We start from the raw sequence: 20,805 nt of genomic DNA on the forward strand, positions 1-20,805 counted from the left end.
TTCGTCCTTGTTTCTGTAGATCGTTGATTTGCTGGATAGGGAAGCTCACATGCGCTTGGCGACTTCTTCCAGCATGACCTCGCTCGCACCGCCGCCGATGGCCTGAACACGGGCGTCGCGCGACATGCGTTCAACCGGGGTTTCGCGCATATAGCCCATGCCGCCGTGAAACTGGACGCAGTCGTAGAGCACGCTGTTTACCAGTTCGCCGCAATAGGCCTTGACCATCGAGACCTCTTGCACGCAATCGTGGCCCGCCGCGTCCAGACCTGCGGCATGATAGACCAGCTGCCGTCCCGCCGCGATCCTCGTCTGGCAGTCTGCCAGCCGCTGGCGCACCACCTGCTTGTCCCATAGGACACCGCCAAAGGCCTTGCGCTGCTTGACGTATTCCACTGTCATGTCCAGCGCGGATTGCGCTTCGGCACAGGCCATTGCGCCCAGGACGATGCGTTCGTTCTGGAAGTTTTTCATCACCGAATAAAAGCCTTTGTTAACCTCGCCCAGCACATCCTCGGCCGGGATGCGGACATCCTCAAAGATCAGTTCGGCCGTGTCCGAGCAGAGCCAGCCGGTCTTGTTCAGCGCCCGACCGACCGAAAAGCCCGGCGTACCCTTTTCGATCGCGAACATGGTGATCCCGCGGGAACCCTTTGCATCGGGATCGGTCTTGGCACCGACAAAGTAGAGGTCGCCATGCACGCCGTTGGTGATGAACATCTTGGTGCCGTTCAGCACCCAGTCCGACCCGTCCTGCACCGCGCGGGTACGCATGCCAGCCACGTCCGATCCTGCGCCCGGTTCAGTCACGGCCACGGCGGTAATCTTTTCGCCCGATACGATCGATGGCATCCAGTGCGCCTTTTGTTCCGGGGTGCCTGCGTTTTCCAGATGCGGTGAGGCCATATCCGTATGGACCAGAACCGTGGCTGAAAACCCGCCGAAAGTGGAGCGCCCCACCTCTTCGGCCAGTACCACGCTGGACATCACGTCCAGCCCCGCGCCGCCATATTGCGCGTCATAGCGCATCCCCAGCACGCCGAGATCGCCCATCCGGCGCAGCACGTCACGGGGCACCATGCCCTCCTCTTCCCATGGCTCCGCCTTGGCGGTCACTTCGGTTTCAATGAACCGGCGCAGCTGGTCGCGGATCATGTTGAGGTCTTCGTTGAACGGGCCGGTGGCCGCGGTGATGGTGTCTTGTCTGGTCATGTGTTTTCCTCCGGGTCGAGTTTGATAAGTGGGGCGTGCCCGGCGACCGTATCGCCTGGTGCACAATAGATTTCTGTCACCACGCCCGCGACCGGCGCGGGCAGGCTTTGCAAGAGCTTCATGGCTTCCAGCACCACCAGCGTATCACCTGCTTTGACCCGGTCTCCGGGCGCGACACGCACCTCGGCGACGGCGCCGGGCATGGGTGCCGTCAGCAGGTCAGCGCCGCCAGATCCGCCGGTGGCACGTTGCAGATGCTGATCTTCCAGCGTACGCAGGTCTGTCGCGGTCATTCCGGCAGGGGTTTGCAGGTGCACCCGCCAGTGACCCGGCGCGCGCACGACATGGGCGATGCGCGAAAACGGAACGCCGTCGATGCGTCCGCTCAGACGGTTCCCTGTCAGGCCGACATTTTCGGCCGTTATTGTCTGGCCGTCCGGCTGTACGGCGGCAAGCACCGTCCCGGGCCCGGGCCCGGGCCCGGACCCGGTCACGCGGATCGGATCTTCCTCGGATGCGCTCCAATAGAACGCAGTGCCGGGCAGTCCCGCAGGGGCCGTGAGCCGCCAAGATCCAAGGCTGTCCCAAGGCGATGCGCCTGCCGGAGTGAGGTGCAGATGCAGCGCCATGGCGGCGAGGCCGGCGTCCTCGGCTTTGGGCGTCGGTTCTGCCCAGCCATCCGGGAACAACTCGGCAAGGCCCGAGGTATGATGCCGGAAGGCATGAAAATCAGGATGGTTCAACAGCGCCCGCTGATAAGACAGGTTCAACCCGACGCCGCCCACCACAAAGGCATCAATCGCAGCAATGGCCTGACGGATTGCCCCTGCCCTGTCCGGCGCATGGGTGATCAATTTGGCCAACATCGAATCGTAATGGTGGCTGACGATTGACCCAGCCGCGACGCCGCTATCGAGCCGCATGCCAGCAGGCGGCGCCCAAAGGGTGATCTTGCCGGTTTCGGGGCGGAAATTCTCGGCGGGGTTCTCGGCGGCGATGCGCACTTCAATGGCGTGGCCGTTTAACGGCACATCCGATTGCGCCAATGTCAGGGTCTCGCCCCGCGCGATACGCAACTGCCATTCGACCAGATCAATGCCGGTGATGGCCTCGGTCACCGGATGTTCCACCTGAAGGCGGGTGTTCATCTCAAGGAAGTAATACTCGCAGCGCTCGGAGTCATAAAGATACTCAACCGTCCCGGCGGACCGATAACCTATCGCCTGCGCCAGTCGCACAGATGCTGCGCGCATTTCGTCGCGAAGGGCCTCGGGAAGATCGGCAGCAGGGGCTTCTTCGATCAGCTTCTGATGATTGCGTTGAAGCGAACAGTCGCGGTCACCGAGGTGCAGGACATTGCCATGGCTGTCGCCGAACACTTGCACTTCGACATGCCGCGCACGAGGCGCGTAGCGCTCAAGGAACACTGCGGGATCGCCGAAGGCGCCTTGCGCTTCGGCCCGGGCAGATGCGATTGCTTCAGACGCGCCGCTCAGATCAGAAACAAGCCGCATGCCGCGCCCGCCCCCACCGGCGCTGGCCTTAACCAGAAACGGGGTGCCAAGCTTGCGCGCCTCTTCCAGCAATCGTGCGTCGGACTGATCTTCGCCGCGATAGCCGGGCAGCACAGGAACTCCCGCATCCTCGGCGGCGGCCTTGGCTTCGATCTTGCTTCCCATCCGTGCGATTGCAGCGGCAGAAGGCCCGATGAACACAAGGCCCGCCGCATCGACCGCTGCGGCGAAACCGGAATTTTCCGACAAGAAGCCATAGCCCGGATGCACTGCCCCTGAGCCGGTCGCGCGCGCGGCGTCCAGAATGGCCTCGACGTTCAGGTAGCTGTCCGCAGGCGCGGCCCCGCCGATACAGACGGCGTGATCGGCCTCCGCCACGAAGGGCGCTTCGCGGTCTGCATCCGAAAACACCGCCACGCTTTCCAATCCCAGCTTGCGGCACCCGCGCTGGATGCGCCGGGCAATCTCGCCCCGGTTGGCGATCAGAACGCGGGTGAAGCTCATTTCACCCGCCATGACGGAATGTCCTTGTTAATGAAGCTATTGATGCCCTCGATACCTTCCTCAGTCTCCCACGCATCGGCTAGCCGGTCGGCGGTGTAGATCATATTGGTCTCCAGATCGTGCGATGCGACATAGGCGATCAGCGCCTTGGTATCGGCCACTGCACCCGGCGCAGCCTGAAGGTGATCGTGCACCACACGGTCCACCACGGCGTCCAGACCGTCGGGCGCGACAACTTCCGTCAATAGTCCAATCCTCTCGGCGCGGGCCGTGTCGAACAACGCGCCCGACAGCATGGTTTCACGCGAATGCACCTTGCCGATGCGGGCCACAACGTAAGGCGATATATTCGCGGGCAGCAGGCCCAGTTTGACCTCGGTTAGACCGAAGCGCGCGCCTTCGGCACCGATGGTGTAGTCGCAGACCGAGATCATACCGACACCGCCACCATAGGCTGGGCCGTTGATCCGCCCGATCAAGGGCTTGGGCAGCGTGTCAAGACGGCGCAAAAGCCGTGCCAAGGTAGCGCTTTGTTCGACCCGCTCGGCGCGGCTTTTCTCGACATTCGAAGCGAACCAGTTGAAATCGCCGCCTGCGCAGAAGCTTTTTCCTATGCCGGTCAGGACCACGATCCGCACACTTTCATCCGCGGCCAACTTCTGGGCCGCGTCGTAAAGCTCGGCGATCAGCGTGCCGTTCAGCGCGTTGTGCTTGTCCGGGCGGTTGAGCGCGACAGTGGCAACTCCTCGCGCATCGGTTTCGACAAGGATGGTTTGATAAGTGGTCGTCATGGCGTCGGCCTCACATTCTGAAAACAGGCGTATGACGACCGACTTCGGGCACCGACGTCACAATGGCCAGACACAGGCCAAGGATATCGCGGGTTTGCGCGGGTTCGATCAGCCCGTCATCCCAAAGCCGCGAGGTGGCATAATAGGGATCGGATTGTTCACCATACTGGGCGCGCACCTGCTCTTCGATCAGCTTCATGTCGGCCTCCATTTTGTCTGGGTCACCCCCCTTCTGGCGGCGCAGTTCCAGCATCACATTGGTGGCGATGTCGGCGGACATGGTAGCCAATTCTGCCGTTGGCCAGGCAAAGAGAAAATTCGGAGCGAAACCCCGTCCACACATGCCGTAATTTCCCGCCCCGTATGAGCCCCCCAGCAAAACCGACAGGCGCGGCACCTTGGCCACCGACATGGCATAGACCAGCTTGGCACTGTCTTTGGCGATACCACCGCGTTCGGCGTCGGTGCCGACCATGAAACCGGAAATGTTGTGCAGGAAAACAAGCGGGATGTTCCGCTGATCGCACATGGATACGAATTGCGCGCCCTTGAGCGAGCTTTCGGACAGAAGCGCCCCGTTGTTGGCCAGAATACCCACGCGATAGCCGTGGATCCGTGCCGTGCCGCAAACCAATGTTTCACCCCATCCGGGCTTGAACTCGCGGAATTCGCCGACGTCGATCATGCGCAGCAGAACCTCGCGCATGTCGTAGGGCTCCTTGCGGTCGGCGCTGATGACGCCAAGCAGCTCGGACGGATCACGCGCAGGCGGCTGGGGCACCTCGTCTGCCTGAATCGGGCGCGACTGACCAAGCTCGGCCACAATGTCGCGCATCAGTGCGAGCGCGTGGTGCTCGTCCTCGGCCAGGTGGTCGGATACGCCGGAGACACGCGAATGCATCTCGGCCCCGCCCAGCGTTTCGCCATCGACCTCTTCGTTGATCGCCACCTTGACGATCGACGGCCCGCCCAGATGGATGCGCGCGTTGCCGCGCACCATGATGACCTCGTCCGACAGGGCGGGAATATAGGCCCCGCCCGCCGTGCAGCCGCCGAACACGGCCGAGATCTGCGGAAGACCGCTGGCCGACATGTTGGTCTGGCGATAAAAGGAATTGCCGAAATGGCGAGCATCGGGGAAGACCCTGTCCTGTTCAGGCAGATAGGCCCCGCCGCAGTCCACCAGATAGAGGCAGGGCAACCGGTTTTCCGCCGCGATTTCCTGGGCGCGAATGTGTTTCTGCACGGTTTCGTGATAGAAAGAACCACCCTTCACTGTCGCATCGTTGGCGATCACAACGCAGGGCAGCCCGTGGACGATCCCAATACCGGTCACGATCCCCGCACCGGGCACCTCGCCTCCGTATTGACCGTAGGCGGCAAGCGACGACAGCTCAAGAAACGCAGTGCCCGGATCCACCAGCAGGTCGATCCGTTCGCGAACCAACAGCTTGCTGCGCTTGCGATGCCGCGCGACCATGTCGGGGCGGCCGCCAGCCGTTGCTTCGGCGATCCGCGCGCGCAGCGTTTCGACGCGCTCGCTTTGTGCGGCGTGGTTGAGGGTGTAGGTCTCTGATGCGGTCAGCACCGCTGTTTCAAGACGTGCCATGAAGTCAGGTATCCTGTCTTTGGAGTATCCCGTTGAGGAACACATCGGCATAGGTGCGTGACAACGCATCGGCGCTACCGCGGTCCGGGTCGAACCAATCGAGCGTGGCGTTCAATGTACCGATCAGCATCAGGCGCAGGCGGCGGATATCGACGTCTTGCTTCAGCGTGCCGTCTTTCTTAAGCTGGGACAGAAGACTATCCCACTCTGCCTCATAGGCCCGTCGCGTGGGCAAGTTGGCATCCCGCACGGATTGCGGCACCTGCCCGAAAATACGCACATTCGCCGACGTATAATCGCTCACATCAAGAAGCGCGCGCAGATGCGCCCGGATCGCGGCGCGAAGTACCGTTTCGCCGTCGGTATCGGCTGGCAGGTCGGTGATGGCGTCTCTCATGCTCGCGTGAACGACTCGAATCCCTGCATCAAGAACGGCCACGACGATCTCGTCCTTGGAACCGAAATGATAGTATATGCTACCCGCCTTGATCCCGGCGGCCTCGGCAATTTTTCGGAGCGAAACGGACCCGTAGCCTTGTTCGCGGAAAAGCCGCGCGGCAATGTCGAGCACCCCGTCCCGTCCGACCGCGCTGCGCGATGTCTCGTTGACTTTGCTTGCCGTGTTTTGTGCCATAGACCTTCGTTTCGCCCCAACGTCTAACTAACGACCGTTAGGTGAATAACGCAAGTGAGTCAATCGTCGTGATCGTGCCAGATTAGAGTTTGCGGGAAATTCCGCATGGGCGACCGCCATGAGGCCGCCCAGACATTAATGTGCTTGCCTGGACCCCGTCATCGGGTCTGGGCAAATGCCTTAGATCACGAAGCCGCCGCCGCAGATGATGTGCTGGCCCGAGATGAAGTTCGATTCGGGTGAGCAGAACAGATAGACAGCACCAGCAGCCTCTTCTGGAGTACCGACCCGACCCAGCGGGATCATGCGCTCCATCTGGGACAGAAGATCAGGGTTGACGCCGACCTTGATCTCTTTTTCCTCGACCTTGATCGTGCTGTCACCGTCCGCGCTGCCCTCCGTCAGACGGGTGCGGATCGGGCCGAAGGCCACGGCATTGACGTTGACCTTGTAGCGGCCCCATTCCTTGGCCATCGTCCGGGTGACACCCAGTATGCCGGCCTTGGCGGCGGAATAGTTGATCTGCCCCGCGTTACCGCCAGTGCCGGCGATAGACGAAATGTTCACCACTTTGCGGAACACTTCCTTTCCGGCGGCGGCCTCTTCCTTGGCCTTGGCGCTGATTACCGGCTGGGCGGCGCGCAGGATCTTGAAGGGCGCGGTCATGTGAACGTCGATGATCGCCTGCCACTGCTCGTCGGTCATCTTCTGAACGACGCTGTCCCAGGTGTAGCCGGCATTGTTCACGATGATGTCGAGTCCGCCGAAGCTGTCCACGCCCGTCTTGATGAACCGTTCGGCAAAACCGTCTTCGGTCACGCTGCCGGCGCAGACCACCGCTTCGCCGCCAGCGGCGCGGATAGCTTCAGCGGCTTCATTGGCCGGGTCGGCGTCCAGATCGTTGACCACTACCCGGGCCCCTTCCGAGGCCAGTTTGAGTGCGATTTCGCGGCCAATGCCTCGGCCCGAACCCGAGACCAGGGCAACACGCCCGTCGAGTTTTCCAGTCATATTAATTCCTCCCGAAAGGCGCTATCAGGCTTTCTCATAAAGTGTGGTGACACAGGCCCCACCGAGGCCCAGATTGTGCTGAAGTGCCAGGCGCGCGCCATCGACCTGGCGCGCATCAGCCTGCCCGCGCAACTGCTGGACAAGCTCGGTACATTGCGCAAGGCCGGTCGCCCCAAGAGGATGACCTTTGGACAACAAACCGCCCGACGGGTTGGTCACGTATTTTCCGCCATAGGTGTTGTCGCCATCATCAACAAACTTCGCAGCTTCACCTCGGCCGCAAAGGCCAAGCGCCTCGTAGGTGATGAGTTCGTTGTGGGCGAAACAGTCGTGCAGTTCGACCACATCCACGTCTTCGGGCCCGATGCCCGCAGCCTCGTAGACCTGATCGGCGGCGCGCTTGGCCATCGAAAAGCCGACCACCTCGCGCATATCATGGGCTTCGAAGGTTTCCGGACCGTCCGTTGTCATGGCCTGCGCCGCGATCCGAACCGAACTGTCCAGTCCGTGCTTGTCGGCGAATTCCTTGGAACAGATGATCGCGGCGGCTGCGCCACAGGTTGGCGGACAGGCCATAAGCTTGGTCATGACGCCGGGCCAGACCACCTGCGCAGCCATGACGTCTTCCGCCGTCACTTCCTGGCGGAATAGGGCCACCGGGTTCTTGGCCGCATGGCGGCTGGCCTTGGCGCGGATCTTGGCGAAGGTCTCAAGAGGCGTGCCGAACTCGTCCATATGCGCCTTGCCCGCACCGCCGAAGTACCGCAGTGCCAGCGGGATCTCCGAACTGCCAACCAGATCGTCGGTTTCTTCGTCGAAAGCCGCAAACGGGCTGACCCGATCGTGAAACATCGCGCCGATTGCGCCGGGTTGCATTTGTTCGAACCCAAGCGCCAGAGCACATTCCACCGCCCCGCTTTCCACGGCCTGACGCGCCAGGAACAGGGCAGACGACCCGGTCGAGCAATTGTTGTTCACATTCACAACCGGGATGCCAGTCATTCCAACATTGTACAAGGCGCGCTGACCGCAGGTGCTGTCGCCATAAACATAGCCCACATACGCCTGTTGAATTTTTTCGTAGTCCAGACCTGCGTCGGCCAGAGCAGAGCGGGTCGCCGCGGTTGCCATGACATCGTAGCTCTCGGATTTTCCCGGCTTCTGGAACGGGACCATCCCGACGCCGGTGACATAGGCTTTGCCTGTCATTTCTTTCTCTCTCCCATGCTTCGTCCGGCGATTCTGAACGCGCTGCCAAACCAATTTCTACCATTTGTTAGAATTTAGATCCTAACCTTGGGAACTGTCAACATCTTCACGCCGAGACGTCGGGTGCTTGCGTTGTTTTCTAACATATGTTTGTTTTTCTTGACTGCGAGTTCTGGAAATCAGTACATTTCAGGCCTTTGGATTCCGGCAAGACGGGCGATGAACATTTGCTGCTTGTTTCCTGAAATCAGCGACACCCAGACTACGAAAGGCAGAGAGAATGGCGTATTGTTATGAATTCAAGGGGTTTATACCCGTTGTTCCCGAGGACACGTATGTCCATCCTCAGGCCATTTTGATCGGAAATGTCATCTTGGGTCATGGATGCTACATCGGACCCGGAGCAAGCCTGCGGGGCGATTTCGGCAGGATCGTGATCGGCGACGGCGCCAACGTCCAGGACAACTGCACCATCCATTCCTTTCCCGGCCGCGATGCGGTGGTCGAAACCGACGGTCATATTGGCCATGGCGCGATCCTGCACGGTTGCACTGTGAGCCGGAATGCTCTGGTCGGTATGAACGCCGTCATCATGGATGGCGTTGAACTTGGGGCGGAATCAATCGTTGGCGCGCAGGCTTTTGTGCGAGGCGAAACCGTCATTCCGCCCCGTTCGATGGTGGTCGGATCTCCGGCAAAGGTGATCCGCGAGGTCAGCGAGAAAGAAGTCGCTTGGAAGACCCGCGGCACGGCGGAATACCAGCAACTCGCGCGTGACTGTCTGGTCGGATTGATGCCCGTCGAGCCGCTGAAGGTGGTCGAGGCGGACCGGCCCGAGATGGCTGCCTCTGACGTCGTTTCCATTCAGGAGGCGCGGCGGACGTCGTCCTGACCTGTCCGGTCTCGGGACGGATTTCTTCGGATTCCGAAAGCGCCAGATCGTAACGCCTTGATAGGGTACGGCACTCCGTAGCTCGGTGTGCCGTCCCTCGTACAGTTACAGCCGGAAGATCCCGTAGTGCGGATCGTCGATCGGCGCGTTCAGCGAGGCGGAAATCGACATGCCAAGCGCATTGCGTGTGTCCGCCGGGTCAAGGATGCCATCGTCCCACAATTCCGAGGTCGAGGTATAGGCTTCGACATCTCGGCGGAATTTCTCCAGCACGGGATCACGGATCGCGGCGATTTCTTCCTCGCTCAGTTCTTTGCCTTCGCGCTGAAGCTGCCGAATCTTGACGTCGGCCATGGTATTGGCAGCCTGATCCGCACCCATCACGCCGATTTCGGCCTGCGGCCACATGAACAGCGTGCGTGCATCCCAGGCCCGTCCGCACATGCCGTAATTGCCTGCCCCGTAAGAGGCATTGGCGATCACGGTAAACTTCGGCACGACCGAGCCGCCCTGCGCCATCAGCATCTTGGCGCCGTCCTTGGCGATGCCGCGTTCTTCGTATTCGCGGCCCACCATATAGCCGGTGATGTTCTGGAAAAAGACCAGAGGCGTACGGTTCTGGTTGCACAGCTGAATGAAATGCGCCGCCTTGAGCGAGCTGTCGTTGAACAGCACCCCGTTGTTGGCAAGGATGCCGACCTTGTAGCCCCAGATATGGGCATAACCGCAAATCATCGTGGTGCCGTAGTCGGGCTGGTATTCGTGAAAGCGCGAACCGTCCACGATCCGGGCCAGAACCTCGCGCATGTCGAATTGGGTTTTCCGGTCCTTGGGAATGATCCCGTAAAGCTCCTTCGGCTCGTAGTAAGGCTCTTCATAGGAAGCAGTTTCGATGATAGTTTTCGGTGTGCGTTTCCATTGGCTGACAATCTCGCGCGCCAGTGAAAAGGCGTGCTGTTCGGTCGCGGCACGATAATCGCCGGTGCCCGAAACCGAGGTATGCATAACCGCCCCACCAAGTTCCTGAACACCGACATCTTCGCCGGTGGCCGCCTTGACCAGCGGGGGACCGCCAAGGAAAATCGCCCCAGTGCCTTCGATGATGATGTTGTAATCGCTCAGCGTAGGTACATAGGCACCGCCTGCGGTGCAATGCCCGCCGACCACAGCAATCTGCGGGATATTGGCCTGACTCAGCTTGACCTGGTTGCGAAACACCCGCCCGCCCAGATAGCGGTCGGGAAAGACGCCATGTTGCAGCGGCAGGAAACCGCCGGCGCTGTCGCAGATATGGACGACCGGCAACCGGTTCTCCAGCGCGACATCCAGAAGGCGCACGACCTTTTTCACGGTATGCGGATACCAGGCACCGCCCTTGACGCTGGCGTCATTGGCATGAATAGCGACCTCGCGGCCCTGCACGATGCCAATGCCCGTAACCACGGCGGCACCCGGCACTGTACCGTCATATTCGCGACAGGCTGCGAGGGTGGAGAATTCCAGAAACGGTGTGCCGGGGTCCAGCAGCAGTTTTAGCCGTTCGCGCACGCCCAGCTTGTTTTGCCGCTCGAGGCGGTCAATGTCGCGTTGCGGGCGTTCGAAACGCGCCGCGTGCTGGCGGGCGTGAAATTCCTTCAGCCGCTCGGACATGGCGGCATAATTTGCCTTGTAGTCGGCGGCGTTGGTATCGATCAGACTTTCAATCCTGCGCATTCTCACTCCTCCTCCGGGGCCAATTGGGCCAGGATATCTTTCAGCCCAAAACTGTCGCCTTCGGCGAATGGCATTTCGGCAACGACCCCGTCGCGTGGCGCCGTCAGTGTGGTTTCCAGCTTCATGCTTTCGATAACCAAAAGCGGCTGGCCTTCTTTAACTGTATCGCCGGGTTTGACCGCGACCGACACCACGACTCCGGGCATAGGCGCGACCAACCGATCATCGCCTGTGCCACCATCGCTTCCAGCCAGGCGCTCGGCGGGATCAACCCGCCCGACTTCGTAGGTGCGACCGTTCATGTGCACAAAAGTTGCTTCCGGCCCCACGGCCAGTCGCAATTCGCGGACAACACCCTTAGCCCGCAACGTATAACCGCCCGGCAGGCCCGTCGGGTCCAATTGGCAGGCAACAGTACCATTGGGGGTATTAAGTACGAACCGGCTGCCATCATGGCCCAACCAACATTCAGTCTCTTCTCCGTCGATCTGAAAGATCCGTTGCATCAGTTTCTCCACCCGCCCATCTTGCGGTACATTTCCGGTATCTGCATTACGTCGCTCACCAGCCGTTCGTCCGACAGGGCCGCCGCCGCCATCAGCAGGTCAGAGACATCTTCCCCCGGTGCGGTCAGCGTTTCGGATTGTTCAGCCAGGAAGCCGGTTGAAACATCGCCCGAGGCAAAATCTGGATGTGCAAGGATCTCATCCAGGTAACCGGTGTTGGTCGTCACCCCGAGAATCACATAGTTTTGCACCGCATTCCGGGCACGGGCGATGGCCTGCGCGCGATCCGGGCCATGCACGATCAGCTTGGACAACATCGGGTCGAAGTCGGTTGTCACCTTGCCGCCGTCCAGAATGCCGCTGTCCACGCGGATCCCCTCGCCCATGGGTTCGTCCAGCAGCAGGATATCCCCGATCGCGGGGCGAAAATCGGCGGTCGCGTCCTCGGCACAGATGCGCAATTCGATCGAATGGCCGGTCTGCGGAATATCCGCCTGTGCGGCACTCAAGCCCTCGCCCGCAGCTACGCGCAGTTGCTCGGCAACTAGATCGAAGCCAGTCACCAGTTCGGTCACCGGATGTTCGACCTGAAGGCGGGTGTTCATTTCGAGGAAGTAAAAGGCCCCGTCCTGCGCATAAATGAATTCGACGGTCCCTGCCCCGCGGTATTTGACGGCGCGGGCAATCCCCGCAGCGGTTTCACAGATCTCGTCCCGCTGTTCTGGGGTCAGCGCCGGTGACGGCGTTTCTTCGATAATCTTCTGGAACCGGCGCTGGATCGAACATTCGCGTTCCCAGAAATGGACCACGTTACCCTGCCCGTCACCCATCACCTGCACCTCGATATGGCGCGGACGTTCGATATAGCATTCGACGAACAGCCGGCCATCGCCAAAATAACGGACGCCTTCGCGACGTGCCGTTTCGATTTCGGTTTCCAACGTGCTGTCTTCGCGCACAATGCGCATACCCTTGCCGCCGCCGCCAGCCGAGGGCTTGATCAGCAGAGGGTAGCCCACCGTGCGGGCGCGTTCGACAAAACTCGCCGGATCGTCATCCTCGATCGCCGAGGGGGCAACCGGGAAGCCGTGCTCCTCGACAAAGACGCGCGCACGGACCTTGTCGCCCATCAGGTCGATGGTCTCGGACGTCGGGCCGATAAATGTCACACCGGCCTCTTCCAGCGCCGCGACGAAGGCCGCGTTCTCGGACAAAAAGCCATAGCCGGGATGCACCGCGTCGGCGCCGATTTTCTTTGCAGCCTCGACAATCTGCGGAATATCGAGATAGGCGGCCACAGGCGTTGGCCCTTCGATCATCACAATCTCGTCTGCGATCAGGTGGGCCGGCCCCTCTTGTTCAGCGACGTGGCTCAACACAGCCGTCGCAAGGCCGCGGGCCTTGGCGGTGCGTAACACGCGCGCTGCGATTTCACCCCGATTGGCGACCAGGAGTTTTGAAATGGTCATGGTATTGTCCTATTAGTTCCGGTCCGAGGCGTTCAGCCCGTCGCGCGCGGCCAGATCGACCGGCACAGGAATTTCAATATCAAGCAGCATCTGCGCAAACCCTTTGCCTTGCGGATCGATGCGGACCGAGGCGATGCCGCCCCCGCCCAGCGATTCATGCAGCAGGAAGTTCAGCGAATGGCTTCCGGGCAGGTCGAACCGCTCGACCTTGCCTTCGCAGACATGGGAGAAATAGTCTTTCACCACCTTTTCGCTAAGGGCCGAGCGGATATATGGCAGGTAGTCCGGCTTGCGCGCAAGGATGCCGATATTGGCGATATCCCCCTTGTCGCCTGAGCGGCCCCAAGCCAGATCGACGAGGCGCACCTTGATCGCGTCCGGACCGGGCGCGCGGCTATCTGCCGGCGGCGCGGCAGGCGGATCAAGGTGGACTGGACTGGTGGCCACGGCGACGGGCACATCCTTGCCGTCGACCTCGACTGCGACGGGGGTGTCGGCCTTGTTCTGCAGGAAGGAGAACAGACGGACCACCGGCTGTACCTTTGGCCGTCCGGCGAAGAACCCGGTCAGACCCTGCGCGGTCGAAATCGCCATGGGTGCGATTTCTCCGGCAAAGATGTTCAGCGCGGTGCGATCGTCATGGACCGCGCCGATCTTGAGCACCACTTCGCGGGTCTGGGCGCGCGCATTTGCGCCATAAGTGGACTCGGCGCCCAGCACTTCGACGCTGACCTGCCGGAAATCGCCCATGTTGCGATCGCGGAAAATCCGGCGACAGCGGGTCAGGATCGCCTCGGCCACGCGTTCGGCCTTGGCGGGTGCATCAATCGCGGCCAGTGTCAGGGTAGAGACCGCGCGCCAGCCATCTGCATGGGTCGCCGACACCTTGTAGCTGTCGGTGCGCCCGAGACCCTTGCCGCCCTTGACCAGCACCCGATCGGGTCCGACCTGTTCCAGGTTGACCCCGGACCAGTCGCAGATCACGTCGGGCAACAGGTAAGCGCGCGGATCACCGATTTCATAGAGCATCTGCTCTCCGACCGATCCGGGCACGACCAGCCCGCCGGTGTCAGGCGTCTTGGTCATGACGAAACTGCCGTCTTCCGACACCTCGACGATGGGCATCCCCATATTGTCCCAACCCGGCACGTCCTGCCAGTCGGTAAAGTTGCCGCCCGTTCCCTGGGGGCCGCATTCGATCAGGTGACCCGCCAGCGATCCCTGGCTCAGCTTGTCCCAGTCGTCATCGCCCCAGCCGTATTCGTGCATCAGGGGGCCAAGCGCGACCGCGCTGTCGGCGCAGCGCCCCGTGATTACGATGTCGGCCCCGGCATCCAGCGCGGCCGCGATGGGGCGGGCACCCAGATAGGCGTTCATGCTCCAGATGTCGCCCGGAAACTCGACACCCGAGAACATTTCCGTCTGACCGCTTTTGCGAATTTCGTCGGCCTTCGGCAACAGGTCATCGCCCAGCACGACTCCGATGGACAAATCGATCCCGGCTTCGGCAGCGGCCTTAGCAAGCGCGTCGCGGCAGCCGCGCGGGTTCACGCCCCCGGCATTGGCAACGACCTTGATCCCCTTGGCCTTGATGTCCGGCAACCAGGGTGCCAGCGCCTTGACGAAATCCGGCGCATAGCCCGACTCGGGTGTCTTGGCGCGGGCACGCGCCATCAGCGACATTGTCACCTCGGCCAGATAGTCGAACACCAGATAGTTGATCTCGCCCTTAGAGACCAGTTGACCGATCGCTTCAGGCGTATCGCCCCAAAATCCCGATGCGCATCCAATGCGCAGTTTTCGATCTGACATATGCTTCTCCTCCCCGCTTGATTAGCGGCCTGTCCATTCAGGTTTGCGTTTCGCAATGAAGGCATCAAAGCCCTCGCGCGCATCTTCTGTCTGTGCAACGCGGGGCAATAGCGTTTCTGCAAACCGCATTTGCTGCGGATAGGTCATGTCCTCCATCGCATGACAGGCGTATTTTCCCAGCCGGATCGCGCTCGGCGACTGCGCAGCAATCTGGGCAACCAGTTCTGCAACTTTGTCGTCCAACCCCGCGGCATCGGTCACATAGTTGACCAGATTGAATTGCAGGGCTTCCTCGGCCGTCAGAGGGACGCCGGTGATGAACATCTCCATCAACCTGCGTCGGGGGAGCACGCGCATCATGGGTGGTACGATCGTCATGGGAAACAAACCCACCTTCACTTCCGGCGTTCCGATGCGGGCGTGGTCCGCCATCACAGCCAGATCGCAGGCACAGATAATGCCCGCCCCTGCCCCCATCGCGACGCCGTTGACACGCGCGATCGTCGGCTTTCGGCAGGCCTGTATCGTTTCGAACAACCTTCCGGCGAAATGATCAGGATCGGCCGGATCCTGAACGAACGGACCACCGTCCGCACCCGCCTTGATGTCGCCGCCGGCGCAGAAGGCGCGATCTCCCTCGCCGGTCAGAACGATCACACGGCAATCGCTGTCCTTCTCGGCAGCATATATGGCGGCCATGATCCCGTCTGCGACTTCACGGTTTAGGGCATTTCGATTCTCAGGACGTCGAATCGTGATACGAACTTCGTCGCCACGCATCTGCGATTGAACAACGCTCTCACCCATTTCCGAAGCTCCCCCAAAATAGTTTGTGCGCCGTGCCTTCTAACGTCAGGTCGCAAAAAGCTTGGCTTGATCTATTTTCTAACATGTGTTTGATTTTGGTCAACACCACAAACGACATTTCTCGGGAGGATGATATGACGACTCAAAGTGAGGCTATCGCGGCTGACCTGGAAGCCATCAGGGCAAACTATTCGTTGACCGACGAGCAACGCCAGATTGTCGATCACGTGGATCGTGTGTCGCGCGAGGTACTGCACCCGTTGCAGGCTCGCATGGACGAGGAAGAATGGTGGCCCGAAGACCTGTTCAAGCAAATGGGTGAGCTGGGCCTGCTGGGAATCACCGCTCCCGAGGAGCTGGGCGGATCGGGTCAAGATGAATTCACCCAGGCGCTAGTGTCCGAGGTGATCTCGAAATGGAACCCGGCTGTGGGGTTGTCGCATGGCGCGCATGACAACCTGTGCCTGAACAACCTGCTGCGCAACGGGTCCGAAGAGCAGGTAAAGAAATACGTACCGGGCCTTTGCTCGGGCGAGCTTGTCGGTGCTCTGGGTCTGACCGAACCGGGTGCGGGATCCGATGCGCTTGGGTCCATGGCGACCACCGCGCGCCGTGACGGTGATGACTACGTCATCAACGGCTCGAAGATCTACATCACCAACGGCCCGATTGCCGACGTGATTCTGCTTTACGCAAAGACCGAGAAATCGAAGGGCGCCAAGGGCATTTCCGCCTTCATCATTGAGACCGACAATCCCGGCTTCAAGGTGGCGCAAAAGCTCGACAAAATGGGCTTCCGAGGCTCTCCGACCGGAGAGTTGGTGTTCGAAGATTGCCGCGTGCCCGCATCCGCCATGGTGGGTGAGGAAAACACCGGCGTTTCGGTGGTAATGAGCGGGCTGGATCTGGAGCGTGCTATGGTTGCCTCAGTCTGCGTAGGTATGGCCGAACGGGCGCTGGAACTGGGTCTGGAATACGCCAAAATCCGGGAGCAGTTCGGCAAGCCAATCGCAAGTTTCCAGATGATGCAGTCGAAACTGGCCCAGATCTACATCGAGGTCGAAACGGCGCGCGCCTTCGGGTATCGAGCGCTGGCCGCCTGTACGGGCCTGCCAAAAGGGGCCGGAGGCCGCGGCGAAATTCACAAACTGACTGCGGCGGCCTGTCTGTACGCCGGCGAGGCATTCAACAAGGCGGTGACCGAAGCCTGCCATATCCATGGTGGCTCTGGCTACATGCAGGACACCGAGATCAACCGGTTGTTCCGCGCCAACAAGTTGTTGGAAATCGGCGCGGGCACAAGCGAAGTCCGCAAGATCATCATTGCCGAAGAACTTCTGCGCGCCTGAGGGGGGACGAAACCATGAACAAGCAACTTCGCAACGACACCGCTTTGCCAACACATTTCATGACGGAGGAGCAACAGGCTCTGGCCGATCAGGCCGGCAAGTTCTTCATGTCCGAGTTTCACCATCTGAATGCGGAAATGGACGACACTGATGACCTGCCGCCTTCGGTCTTTCCCAAGCTTGGCGAGATGGGCTATCTGGGCCTGAACGTGCCGCCTGAATTCGGCGGTGCGGGGCTGGATTTTACCTCGGCCTGTATCATCACCGAACAGCTTTCGCGGTCCTCTGCCGCCATCGGGCTAACCCATGTGGCCCACGACAACTTGTGCGTCAACAACATCTATCGCAACGCCAGTGACGACCTGCGCCACAAGTATCTGCCGGGCCTTTGCGACGGCACGCTGATCGGCGCCCTGGGTCTGACCGAACCCGGCGCGGGGTCTGACGCGCTCGGTTCGATGCGGACCACGGCCAAAAAGGATGGAGACGACTACATCCTGAACGGTTCCAAGATCTACATCACCAACGGACCGATTGCCGATCTGGTCCTGGTCTATGCCAAGACCTCGCCGGAAAAAGGGGCCAAGGGAATTTCCGCCTTCATCGTTGAAACCGACACGCCAGGTTTCAAGGTTGCCCAGAAGCTCAACAAGATGGGCTTCCGTGGCTCGCCCACCGGGGAACTGGTGTTCGAAGATTGCCGCGTTCCGGCCAAGAATATGGTCGGCAAACTGGATGGCGGCGTTGCCGTGACGATGTCCGGGCTGGATCTGGAACGTGCCATCGTCTGCTTCAACGCAATGGGCATTGCGCAGCGGGCGCTGGATATTTCCGTCGACTACGCCAAGACACGGCAGCAATTCGGCAAGCCGATCGCCAGTTTTCAGATGGTGCAGGCGATGCTGGCCGACATGTACACCCAGATCGAGGCGGCGCGCAGCCTGTCCTTGCGTACCGCGGCCATGTGTGAGGGCCTTGAAGAGGGCGAAGGCGGGCGTGGCGAGATCCACAAGCTCACCGCTGCGGCAATCTACAAGGCCGCCGAGGCGACATCCTTCGTGCTGGACAAGGCCGTCCAGATTCACGGCGGTTCGGGCTATATGCGCGATACCGAAGTGAACCGGCTCTACCGTACCGGTCGCGTGCTAGAGGTCGGCGCGGGCACCCAGGAGGTGCGCAAGCTCATCATCTCTGGCGAACTTCTGAAAAACTAAGGGGTCGGAACATGAGCGAAGAAAAATCAAGGCGCTACGCGCCGGATCTCATGGCGGGACAGGTTGCCCTGGTCACGGGATCCGGATCAGGTATGGGCCGGGCGACAGCGCTTGAAATGGCCTCCTGCGGGGCCAGACTTGCGCTGTTTGCACGCCGGGAAGAGCCGCTGGAGGAAACCGCCGAGATGATCCGGGCAGCGGGGGGCGAGGCGTTTGTCGTGCCCGGCGATACCCGTGACGAGGACAGCATCGAAACCGCGATGGAACGGATCAAGGACCATTACGGTCAGCTCGATGTTCTGGTGAACAATGCGGGCGGCCAGTACATCGCTGCCGCCCGCGATATCACCAACAAGGGCTTCGAGGCCGTGATCCGCAACAACCTGATCGGGTCATGGCAGATGACCCGCGCCGTTGCCGATCACTTCATGTATGACAACGGGGGATCGGTCGTGTTTGTCACCGCCATTTCAGTGCGCACCGCACTCACCGGCTTTACGCACACCGTCGCCGCCCGCGCTGGCGTGACCGGCATGATGAAGACACTGGCCGCCGAATGGGGCGAATACGGGATCCGTCTGAACTGTGTTGCGCCGGGCACGATCAAGACCGATGCGCTTGGCCGCTACCCCATTTCACCGGAACAGTGGAAGAAGCTTAACCGCTCGGTCCTGAACCGGATGGGTATGGCCGAGGACATTGCCGGGACAATCATCTTCCTGGCGTCCGATCTGGGGAATTTCATCACCGGCGAAGATATCTATGTGGACGGTGGGGAAACCCTGCATATGGGCCACGATGCCCGCGACATGATCAATCCCGACATGTTCGAAAAACGCGAACGCGGAGATGGAAAGAATGAGTAAGCAACCCGTCCTTTTGGACATTTGCGACAGGATCGCCACGGTCACGCTGAACGATCCCGAGCGTCGCAACCCGATCACCGGCAATGAAATGATCGCCGCCCTTCTGGACACATTCGCCAAGGTGCAGGCAGACCCGCAGGTCAGCGTCATGATCCTGACCGGTGCCGACCCGGCCTTTTGTGCCGGCGGCGACATCAAGGAGATGAACGACCCCGACAGCATCTTTCGCAAGGAGCCGCTTGCGGCGGCGCAGAGCTATGTCGATGGGGTGCAGCGCCTGCCACAGGCGCTCTATAACCTGGATGTTCCGACGATCGCCGCGGTCAACGGACCCGCGGTCGGCGCGGGGTGCGACCTGACCATGATGTGCGACATGCGCATCGCATCGGAGAAAGCAAAGTTCGGCGAGGTGTTTCTGAATCTCGGGATCATTCCGGGCGATGCAGGCAGCTGGTTCCTGTTGCGTCGTCTGGGCCACCAGAAGGCCGCCGATCTGACCTTCTCGGGGCGCATGGTCGAGGCCGAAGAGGCACTGGAGCTTGGCATGGTGCTTGAACTTGTGCCCCATGAAAAATTGATGGAACGGGCCGGCGAACGGGCCGCCGCGATCGCCGCGAAACCACCGCGCGCGGTGCGAATCGCCAAGCGTCTGATGCGCAATGCCGAACGAATGGATCTACCAGATTTCCTGAATTCCGCGGCGGCCTATCAGGCACTCATGCATCAGACCGAAGACCACCACGAGGCGGTTGCTGCTTTCATCGAGAAACGAAAACCCAACTTCACTGGGCGTTAAAGGAAAGATCGCATGTCTGACATCACCAAGAAGAAGATGGAGCAAATCGCGCAAATGTGGAATGCGCGCGGCAAGGGTCTGATTACGCATATGGCGCTTGAGATCGAAGAGGTTTCGAGCGAAGGTGTTCGGGTTCGGATGCCGTTTAATCCGGATTTTTGCGTCGATGCGGACCAGACCCTGCTTCATGGTGGTATCCTGACGGCTCTCCTGGACAGTGTCTTCGGACTGGCAAACTTTGTGGCAATCGAGGGCGTCAGCACCATGGCCACTCTCGACCTCAGAGTTGATTACCTGCGCCCCGCCTATTCGCGCGCGGATGTCATCGTTCGCGCGCATTGTTTTCGGAAGACCCGCCATATTGCCTTCAATTCCGGCAGCGTCTGGTTCGAGGGCCATGAGAATGCTGAAATAGCCCGTGGAACCGCCTCGTTTGCTTTGACGCGCGGCGGCACTGACCTGTTTGATGCGATGACTAAAGGAAAAACCTCGTGATGGATGTGCAAACTGCCAATGCCAATGTATCCAGGGTGCCGTTCTTCCGATTTCTCAATTTTGAGATCCGAAGCTTGGACAACCTTCATGCCGAGGCTGAAATGACCTTTGATGACCGCCATATCGGTAACCCTGTCATGGAGTACTACCATGGCGGAATCATCGCGAGTTTCATGGAAGCCACGGCCGCGATCGCGGTACAGCCCGACTTCGCGGATGTCCCGGCCAAGCCGATTAACCTGACCGTCGATTACCTCCGACCTGGCGTGAAGGGCCCGCTTTTTGCCCGCGCCAATGTGACGCGCAAGGGCAAGCGGATGGCGAGCGTCAGCGTGATCACCTGGCAGACGGACCGGGAAAAGGCGGTTGCGGAAGGGCTGTATCACTTCCTTCTGGTCTGAC

The 20,805-nt window shown here is 60.6% G+C and carries 19 protein-coding genes; 7 read left to right on the forward strand and 12 right to left on the reverse strand.

Translation table 11 applies throughout. The annotated features are described in order from the left end of the window. Positions 1-45: 45 nt before the first annotated feature. From FLO80_RS12515 to FLO80_RS12545, 7 genes are all read right to left on the reverse strand, one after another. Positions 46-1,212 (reverse strand): acyl-CoA dehydrogenase family protein, encoded by a 1,167-nt coding sequence (locus tag FLO80_RS12515; RefSeq protein ID WP_111368592.1) that lies wholly within the window; start codon positions 1,210-1,212, stop codon positions 46-48. Further along, complete coding sequence (locus FLO80_RS12520; RefSeq protein ID WP_111368593.1) at positions 1,209-3,242, reverse strand: acetyl/propionyl/methylcrotonyl-CoA carboxylase subunit alpha; 2,034 nt, start codon at positions 3,240-3,242, stop codon at positions 1,209-1,211. The genes FLO80_RS12515 and FLO80_RS12520 overlap by 4 nt, the downstream gene beginning before the upstream one ends. Beyond that, positions 3,227-4,021, reverse strand: a complete 795-nt coding sequence (locus FLO80_RS12525) for a crotonase/enoyl-CoA hydratase family protein (protein ID WP_111368594.1) — start codon at positions 4,019-4,021, stop codon at positions 3,227-3,229. The genes FLO80_RS12520 and FLO80_RS12525 overlap by 16 nt, the downstream gene beginning before the upstream one ends. Positions 4,022-4,031: 10 nt before the next feature. Beyond that, a complete protein-coding gene (locus FLO80_RS12530) occupies positions 4,032-5,630 on the reverse strand; it encodes an acyl-CoA carboxylase subunit beta (RefSeq protein WP_111368595.1) in 1,599 nt (532 codons plus the stop codon). A gap of 4 nt (positions 5,631-5,634) precedes the next feature. Continuing rightward, positions 5,635-6,264, reverse strand: a complete 630-nt coding sequence (locus FLO80_RS12535) for a TetR/AcrR family transcriptional regulator (RefSeq protein ID WP_111368596.1) — start codon at positions 6,262-6,264, stop codon at positions 5,635-5,637. 180 nt (positions 6,265-6,444) lie between these two features. Beyond that, complete coding sequence (locus FLO80_RS12540) at positions 6,445-7,275, reverse strand: SDR family NAD(P)-dependent oxidoreductase (RefSeq protein ID WP_111368597.1); 831 nt, start codon at positions 7,273-7,275, stop codon at positions 6,445-6,447. Positions 7,276-7,299: 24 nt separating this feature from the next. Continuing rightward, complete coding sequence (locus FLO80_RS12545) at positions 7,300-8,484, reverse strand: lipid-transfer protein (RefSeq protein ID WP_111368598.1); 1,185 nt, start codon at positions 8,482-8,484, stop codon at positions 7,300-7,302. A 280-nt stretch (positions 8,485-8,764) separates the two neighbouring features. On the opposite strand from FLO80_RS12545, the gene FLO80_RS12550 reads away from it, so the two are divergent. Next, a complete protein-coding gene (locus FLO80_RS12550) occupies positions 8,765-9,376 on the forward strand; it encodes an acyltransferase (protein ID WP_111368599.1) in 612 nt (203 codons plus the stop codon). Positions 9,377-9,481: 105 nt separating this feature from the next. On the opposite strand, the gene FLO80_RS12555 is transcribed toward FLO80_RS12550, so the two are convergent. Genes FLO80_RS12555 through FLO80_RS12575 form a run of 5 tightly spaced genes read right to left on the reverse strand, consistent with a single transcriptional unit; the run spans position 9,482 to position 15,683 of the window. After that, the gene (locus FLO80_RS12555) at positions 9,482-11,089 is read right to left on the reverse strand and encodes an acyl-CoA carboxylase subunit beta (protein WP_111368600.1); all 1,608 of its coding nucleotides are present in this window, start codon (positions 11,087-11,089) and stop codon (positions 9,482-9,484) included. A 2-nt stretch (positions 11,090-11,091) separates the two neighbouring features. Continuing rightward, complete coding sequence (locus FLO80_RS12560; protein WP_111368601.1) at positions 11,092-11,607, reverse strand: acyl-CoA carboxylase biotin carboxyl carrier protein subunit; 516 nt, start codon at positions 11,605-11,607, stop codon at positions 11,092-11,094. Beyond that, a complete protein-coding gene (locus FLO80_RS12565) occupies positions 11,595-13,064 on the reverse strand; it encodes an acetyl-CoA carboxylase biotin carboxylase subunit (protein ID WP_111368602.1) in 1,470 nt (489 codons plus the stop codon). Before FLO80_RS12565 ends, FLO80_RS12560 begins: the two co-directional genes overlap by 13 nt. 12 nt (positions 13,065-13,076) lie before the next feature. Further along, on the reverse strand, positions 13,077-14,876 hold the full coding sequence (locus tag FLO80_RS12570; protein ID WP_111368603.1) for an acyclic terpene utilization AtuA family protein: 1,800 nt from the start codon (positions 14,874-14,876) through the stop codon (positions 13,077-13,079). 21 nt (positions 14,877-14,897) lie between these two features. Beyond that, a complete protein-coding gene (locus tag FLO80_RS12575) occupies positions 14,898-15,683 on the reverse strand; it encodes an enoyl-CoA hydratase-related protein (RefSeq protein ID WP_027238774.1) in 786 nt (261 codons plus the stop codon). Between the two features lie 83 nt (positions 15,684-15,766). Between FLO80_RS12575 and FLO80_RS12580 the strand changes: the two genes are divergently transcribed. From FLO80_RS12580 to FLO80_RS12605, 6 genes are read left to right on the forward strand one after another with little or no spacing between them, the layout of a single operon-like run. After that, positions 15,767-17,032, forward strand: coding sequence for an acyl-CoA dehydrogenase family protein (locus FLO80_RS12580; RefSeq protein ID WP_246156673.1), 1,266 nt, complete (start codon positions 15,767-15,769; stop codon positions 17,030-17,032). Positions 17,033-17,046: 14 nt separating this feature from the next. After that, positions 17,047-18,246: an acyl-CoA dehydrogenase family protein gene (locus tag FLO80_RS12585; protein WP_111368604.1), complete on the forward strand. Its 1,200-nt coding sequence runs from the start codon at positions 17,047-17,049 to the stop codon at positions 18,244-18,246. A gap of 11 nt (positions 18,247-18,257) precedes the next feature. Beyond that, entirely contained in the window at positions 18,258-19,112 is an 855-nt protein-coding gene (locus FLO80_RS12590) for an SDR family NAD(P)-dependent oxidoreductase (protein ID WP_111368605.1), read from the forward strand. Then, complete coding sequence (locus FLO80_RS12595) at positions 19,105-19,908, forward strand: enoyl-CoA hydratase-related protein (RefSeq protein ID WP_111368606.1); 804 nt, start codon at positions 19,105-19,107, stop codon at positions 19,906-19,908. The genes FLO80_RS12590 and FLO80_RS12595 overlap by 8 nt, the downstream gene beginning before the upstream one ends. Before the next feature lie 12 nt (positions 19,909-19,920). After that, on the forward strand, positions 19,921-20,403 hold the full coding sequence (locus FLO80_RS12600; protein ID WP_027238769.1) for a PaaI family thioesterase: 483 nt from the start codon (positions 19,921-19,923) through the stop codon (positions 20,401-20,403). Further along, a complete protein-coding gene (locus tag FLO80_RS12605; protein ID WP_027238768.1) occupies positions 20,403-20,804 on the forward strand; it encodes a PaaI family thioesterase in 402 nt (133 codons plus the stop codon). The genes FLO80_RS12600 and FLO80_RS12605 overlap by 1 nt, the downstream gene beginning before the upstream one ends. Position 20,805 lies beyond the last annotated feature (1 nt).

Source organism: Aquicoccus porphyridii (assembly GCF_008369105.1).
In the GTDB taxonomy this organism is placed as follows: Bacteria; Pseudomonadota; Alphaproteobacteria; order Rhodobacterales; family Rhodobacteraceae; genus Aquicoccus; species Aquicoccus porphyridii.